2 protein-coding genes are annotated in these 6,085 nt (G+C 73.7%); one reads left to right on the top strand and one right to left on the bottom strand.

Features of this window, described 5'->3' with window-relative positions:
- Nucleotides 1-276: 276 nt before the first annotated feature.
- On the top strand, nucleotides 277-3,426 hold the full coding sequence (locus MTQ10_RS26745) for a sacsin N-terminal ATP-binding-like domain-containing protein (RefSeq protein WP_247472750.1): 3,150 nt from the start codon (nucleotides 277-279) through the stop codon (nucleotides 3,424-3,426).
- A 134-nt stretch (nucleotides 3,427-3,560) separates the two neighbouring features.
- On the opposite strand, the gene MTQ10_RS26740 is transcribed toward MTQ10_RS26745, so the two are convergent.
- Nucleotides 3,561-5,954 carry a cation-translocating P-type ATPase gene (locus MTQ10_RS26740; RefSeq protein ID WP_247472749.1) on the bottom strand — a complete coding sequence of 798 codons (2,394 nt, stop codon included), beginning with the start codon at nucleotides 5,952-5,954 and terminating at the stop codon, nucleotides 3,561-3,563.
- Between the last annotated feature and the right edge of the window lie 131 nt (nucleotides 5,955-6,085).

Raw genomic sequence — 6,085 nt, 5'->3', positions numbered from 1 at the left:
GCCCCCTGACACACCGGCCTCGGCTGTGCAGCCGAGCGAATCGGGCGCCGGGTGGGCGAGACAGGACCGGGCCACGACAGGGCCATCCCCGTCACCGGGCCACCACGACCGGGTCCTCCTCGTCGAACCGGACCCAACGGCCCCAGACCCGGAGCGAAGGGGAGCCGCCCCTCAACCGGGGCGAAGGGGCCCCGCCCCTCCGCCGACGGCGCCCCGAGTTGCGGGCACGGATCTTCGCGGTACCTTCAAGCGTCGCCGATGAGGAGAGTGAACGTCGTGAGCAAGTTCGTCCGCCCGGCGGCAGAGGGCGCCGATCCCTTCGGAACGGCCCGTCTCCGCCGCGGTGTCCTCGACGCCTGGGCCACCAGCCCCGCCCGTTTCCGGGAGGACGCGAACGCCGAGGAGGAACTCGTCCTCGGCGGCTACCGCGACCGCCTCGTCGTCGAGCTGGCCCAGAACGCCGCCGACGCCGCCGCCCGCGCCGGCACCCCCGGCCGGCTGCGGCTGACTCTCCGCGACAACGTCCTCGCCGCCGCCAACACCGGCGCCCCCCTGGACGCGGCCGGTGTCGAATCGCTCGCCACGCTGCGCGCCTCCGCCAAGCGGGACGGCGAGCAGGGAGCCGTCGGCCGTTTCGGCGTCGGCTTCGCCGCCGTCCTCTCCGTCACCGACGAGCCGGCCGTCCTGGGCCGGCACGGCGGCGTCCGCTGGGCGCTGGCCGAGGCCCGCGACCTCGCCCAGGAGACCGCCCGGCACAGCCCCGGCCTCGGCGACGAGATCCGCCGCCGCGACGGCCACGTACCGCTGCTGCGACTGCCGTTCGCGGCCGAGGGCACCGCCCCCGACCCGTACGACACGGTCGTCGTGCTGCCGCTGCGCGACGCAGCCGCCGCCGATCTCGCCGAGCGGCTGCTCACCTCCGTCGACGACGCCCTGCTGCTGGCCCTGCCCGGCTTGGAGGAGGTCGTCGTCGAGATCGGCGACCGCCCGGCACGCACCCTGCGCCGCCGCACCGACGGCGCCTTCACGGTCGTGGAGGACTCGGACCACGGCGTCACACACTGGCGTACGGCGTCCGCGCACGGCCCGCTCACCCCGGACCTGCTGGCCGACCGACCCGTGGAGGAGCGGCTGCGCCCCCACTGGTCCCTGACCTGGGCGGTCCCCGTGGACACCGCCGACGGCACCCCGGCCCGCCCCCGCACCAGCCCGGTCGTGCACGCGCCGACGCCGAGCGACGAGCCTCTCGGTGTACCGGCGCTGCTGATCGCGTCGTTCCCGCTGGACTCGACCCGCCGGCACACCGCGGCCGGCACGCTCACGGACTTCCTGGTGCAGCGGGCGGCGGACGCGTACGCCGAACTCCTCGCCGATTGGCGGCCGGTGACCGCCGGTGTCATCGACCTGGTGCCGGGCCCGCTCGGCAAGGGCGAACTTGACGGCGGGCTGCGCCAGGCGATCCTGGAGCGGCTGCCGCGCACGTCGTTCCTGCCGCCGGCCGCCACCGCACCCACCGGGACCGCCGAGCCGGACGGCCACGAGCACGACGTACTGCCGGAGACACTGCGGCCCCGGGACGCGGAGGTCGTGGAGGGTGCGGGCGCGGACACCGTCCGCGTCCTCGCCGAGGTGCTGCCCACGCTGCTGCCCGCGGGGCTGGAACGCCGGGTCGAGCTGCGCACGCTCGGTGTGGCGCGCGTACCGCTGACGGACGCGATCGACCGGCTGGCGGGCCTGGAGAAGGACCCCGACTGGTGGTGGCGGCTGTACGACAGCCTGGCCGGCGTGGACCCGGACCGGCTGTCGGGGCTGCCTGTGCCGCTCGCGGACGGCCGTACGACGATCGGCCCTCGCCAGGTGCTGCTGCCCAGCCCGGACGGCCCGTCGGTCGATGCGGAACTCCTCGCCCGGCTCGGCCTGAAGGTCGCCCACGAGGACGCCGCGCATCCGCTGCTGGAGAAGCTGGGCGCGCTCCCGGCGACCCCGCGTGCCGTGCTGACGACTCCCCAGGTGCGGGCGGCGGTCGCCGCGTCCCTCGACGAGGACACCGGCGGCTGGGACGAGGACACCCTCGACGCGGAGGAACTCGCCGATGTCGTCCTGGCGTTGGTGCGGGACGCGGGCCTGGAGCCCGGCGACGAGCCGTGGCTGGGGGCGCTCGCGCTGCCCGACGAGGACGGCGAACCGGCCCCGGCGGGCGAACTGGTGCTGCCGGGCAGCCCCTTCCACCAGGTGATGCGGGAGGGCGAACTGGCCTGCGTGGACGCCGAACTGGCGCGCAAGTGGGGGGAGCAGCCGCTCGCGGCGTGCGGTGTCCTCGCCACGTTCGCACTGGTCCGCGCCACGGACGTGGTCCTCGACCCGGACGAACTGGAGCCCCGCGACAGCGACTTCGCCGAGCCGGACGACGCGGGGCTGCTCGACGCGGTCGATGTGTGGTGCGAGGACATCCTCGACCGTTTCCCGGACAGCCCGGTCCCGCCGGTCGCGACGGAACTGGTCGCCGTACGGGATCTGGACCTGGTCGACGACGACCGCTGGCCGCAGGCCCTCGCGATGCTGTCGCGGCTACCGCTGCGGGACGCGCTGGTGCAGCCGGTGCGGGTGCTGCTGCCGGACGGCACGCACGAGACGGTACGGCCGTACACGGCGTGGTGGCTGCGCGGCCACCCGGTGCTGGACGGCCGCCGCCCCGCGGGTCTGCGCGCGGCCGGCGGGGACCCGCTGCTGCGCGGCCTGTACGACGAGGCGGACGCGACCGGCTTCGACGACGAGCAGGTCCTGCGCGCCCTCGGGGTACGCACCTCGGTCGCGGCCCTGCTGGACGAGCCGGGCGGCGCCGCCGAACTGCTGGACCGTCTCGCCGACCCGGACCGCCCGGTGACCGCGGCGCAGCTGCACGGGCTGTACGGCGCGCTGGCCGAGCTGGACCCGGAGCAGGTGACGCTGCCGGACGAGCTGAGGGCCGTGGTGGACGGTGAGGTGCGGGTGGTGGACGCGGCGGACGCGGTCGTCGTGGACTCGCCGGACCTGCTGCCGTTCACGCAGGGAGTGCCGCTGCTTCCGGTACGGCCGTCGCGGGCCGCCGATCTGGCGGAGCTGTTCCAGGTGCGCAGGCTGAGCGAGTCGGTGACCGGCGAGGTCCACTCGGAGGGCACCGAGCACGACGTACCGGAGTCGGTGCGGGTCCTGCTGGGCCCGCGGACACCGGACACGTACGTCGAGCACGAGGAGCTCGTCGTGGACGGTGTGGAGATCGACTGGCGGGTCACCGCGGACGGCACCCTGCACGCGTCCACGCTGGAGGGCGTGGCGGCCGGTCTGGCGTGGTCGGCGGGGCAGTGGCCGCGCCGCTTCGAGGTGGCGGCCCTGCTGGAGGACCCGTCCCGCACGGAGGAACTGGCCAGGGACCGCTGGTTCGACTGAGGCGGCGGGAGCGCCCCTCATGGTGGGGGAGCGCCCCTTGGGGAGCCCGCCCCTCATGGTGGGGGAGCGCCCTCGCGGACCGCCCGCCCCTCACGCTGTGGGGGAGGGCCCCTCCGTGGGAGCCGCCGCCCCCGTCAGACGGGAAAGCGGCGCTCCACCCACCGCCACGTGAACTCCAGCGCCGCCGAGGCGGCCACCGCGATGCCGACGGCCGTCCACGGCATCGCCATCCCGACCAGCTTCAGCGCGAAGAAGTCCTGAAGCCACGGCACGATCAGCACGACGAGGAACGCGGCGCCCATGGCGGCGACGAGCGCCACCCGCCACCAGGTGTACGGGCGGGCCACGATCGCCAGCACCCACATGGAGACGAGGAACAGGGTGAGCGTGGCGGCGCTGGTCTCGGCGTCGAGGGAGCCGGGCCCGGTGTAGAAGTGCCGGGCCACCAGGTACGTCACGAAGGTGGCGGCGCCGGCGACGATCCCGCCCGGGACCGCGTACCGCATGACCCGTTTCACGAAGTGCGGCCTGGCCCGCTCCTTGTTGGGGGCGAGGGCGAGGAAGAAGGCGGGGACGCCGATGGTGAGGGTGGACAGCAGGGTGAGGTGACGCGGCAGGAACGGGTATTCGACCTGCCAGCACACCACGAGCAGCGCCAGCAGCACCGAGTAGACCGTCTTGACGAGGAACAGGGTGGCGACGCGCGTGATGTTGCCGATGACCCGGCGGCCCTCGCCGACCACGGAGGGCAGCGTGGCGAAGCTGTTGTTCAGCAGCACGATCTGCGCGACCGCGCGGGTGGCCTCGGAGCCGGAGCCCATGGCGACGCCGATGTCGGCGTCCTTCAGGGCGAGGACGTCGTTGACGCCGTCGCCGGTCATGGCGACGGTGTGCCCGCGGGACTGGAGGGCACCGACCATGTCCCGTTTCTGCTGCGGGGTGACCCGGCCGAAGACGGTGGCCTGTTCCAGTTCCGCCGCCATGGCCTCGCGTTCGGCGGGCAGCCGGCGGGCGTCCAGGGCGGTGCCGTCGATGCCGACCTTGGCGGCGACGGCGCCGACGGAGACCGCGTTGTCACCGGAGATGACCTTGGCGCGGACGTTCTGCTCGGCGAAGTAGCGCAGGGTGTCGGCTGCGTCGGGCCGCAGCCGCTGTTCGAGGACGACGAGGGCGACGGGCCGGGCGCCGCGGGCGACGTCCGGGTCGTCGAGGTCGCGGGCGGCGCGGGCGAGGAGGAGGACGCGCAGGCCCCGCCGGTTGAGCTGTTCGGTGTCGGCGAGCGCGGGGTCGTCGGACGCCAGCAGCACATCGGGGGCGCCGAGCAGCCACGTGCTGGACTCGCCGTCACCCTCGCTGAAGGAGGCGCCGCTGTACTTGCGGGCGGAGGAAAAGGGCAGCGACTCGGTGCAGCGCCAGTCGTCGTTGTCGGGGTAGGCGTCGATGATCGCCTGGAGGGAGGCGTTGGGGCGCGGATCCGACTCGCCGAGCGCGGCGAGGGCCCGGCGTACGTACGTCCCGTCGCTGCCGTCGAGGACGCGCAGCTCGGTGACGTCCATGCCGCCCTCGGTGAGGGTGCCGGTCTTGTCGAGGCAGACGGTGTCGACGCGGGCGAGGCCCTCGATGGCGGGCAGCTCCTGCACGAGGCACTGTTTGCGGCCGAGGCGTATGACGCCTATCGCGAAGGCGACCGAGGTGAGCAGGACGAGGCCCTCGGGGACCATGGGGACGATGCCGCCGACGGTGCGGGCGACGGAGTCCTTGAAGCCGTGTTCCTTGACGACGAGCTGGCTGATGACGAGGCCGATCGCGGTCGGCACCATCATCCACGTGACGTACTTGAGGATGGTGGAGATGCCGGTGCGCAGCTCGGAGTGGACGAGGGTGAACCGGGACGCCTCCTCGGCGAGCTGGGCGGCGTAGGCCTCTCGGCCGACCTTGGTGGCCTGGAAGGCGCCGCCGCCCGCGACGACGAAGCTGCCGGACATCACGGGGTCGCCGGGGTGTTTGACGACCGGGTCGGCCTCACCGGTGAGCAGCGATTCGTCGATCTCCAGCCCGTCGGCCTCGACGCACACCCCGTCGACGACGATCTTGTCGCCGGGGCCGATCTCCAGCAGATCGTCGAGGACGATCTCCGAGGTGCTGACGGACCGCGCGGTGCCGTCGCGGCGGACGGTGGGTCTGGCCTCGCCGATGACGGCGAGGGAGTCGAGGGTCTTCTTCGCCCGCCACTCCTGGACGATGCCGATGCCGGTGTTGGCGAGGATCACGAATCCGAACAGGCTGTCCTGGATCGGCGCGACGAACAGCATGATCAGCCAGAGCACGCCGATGATCGCGTTGAACCGGGTGAAGACGTTCGCCCGCACGATCTCGCCGAGGGAGCGGCTGCTGCGTACGGGCACGTCGTTGACGTCACCGCGTGCCACCCGCTCGGCGACCTGGGCGGCGGTCAGCCCGCCGGCCGGGGTGGGCACGGCCGCCCGCTCGGTCCGCGCCGGATCGAGTTCCGCATCGATGTGCGTCATGCATTCGACGGTACGTGCGGTTTTACGGCTTCACCCGCCGAGTGCCCGGAAGATCCGACCTGGGGAGGACGCGGGTAGTGCCGTGGTTGTAGGCGGGGGTGCGAAGGGGGGACGAGTGCGCCCTTTCGGGG

The organism is Streptomyces sp. XM83C (genome assembly GCF_023072675.1).
GTDB lineage: Bacteria > Actinomycetota > Actinomycetes > Streptomycetales > Streptomycetaceae > Streptomyces > Streptomyces thermocoprophilus.
This window is presented reverse-complemented; position numbering and strand designations above follow the sequence as displayed.

Coding starts and splice junctions, on each gene's coding strand:
- MTQ10_RS26740 (WP_247472749.1), bottom strand. CDS start 5,954: ATGACGCACATCGATGCGGAACTCGATCCGGCGCGGACCGAGCGGGCG.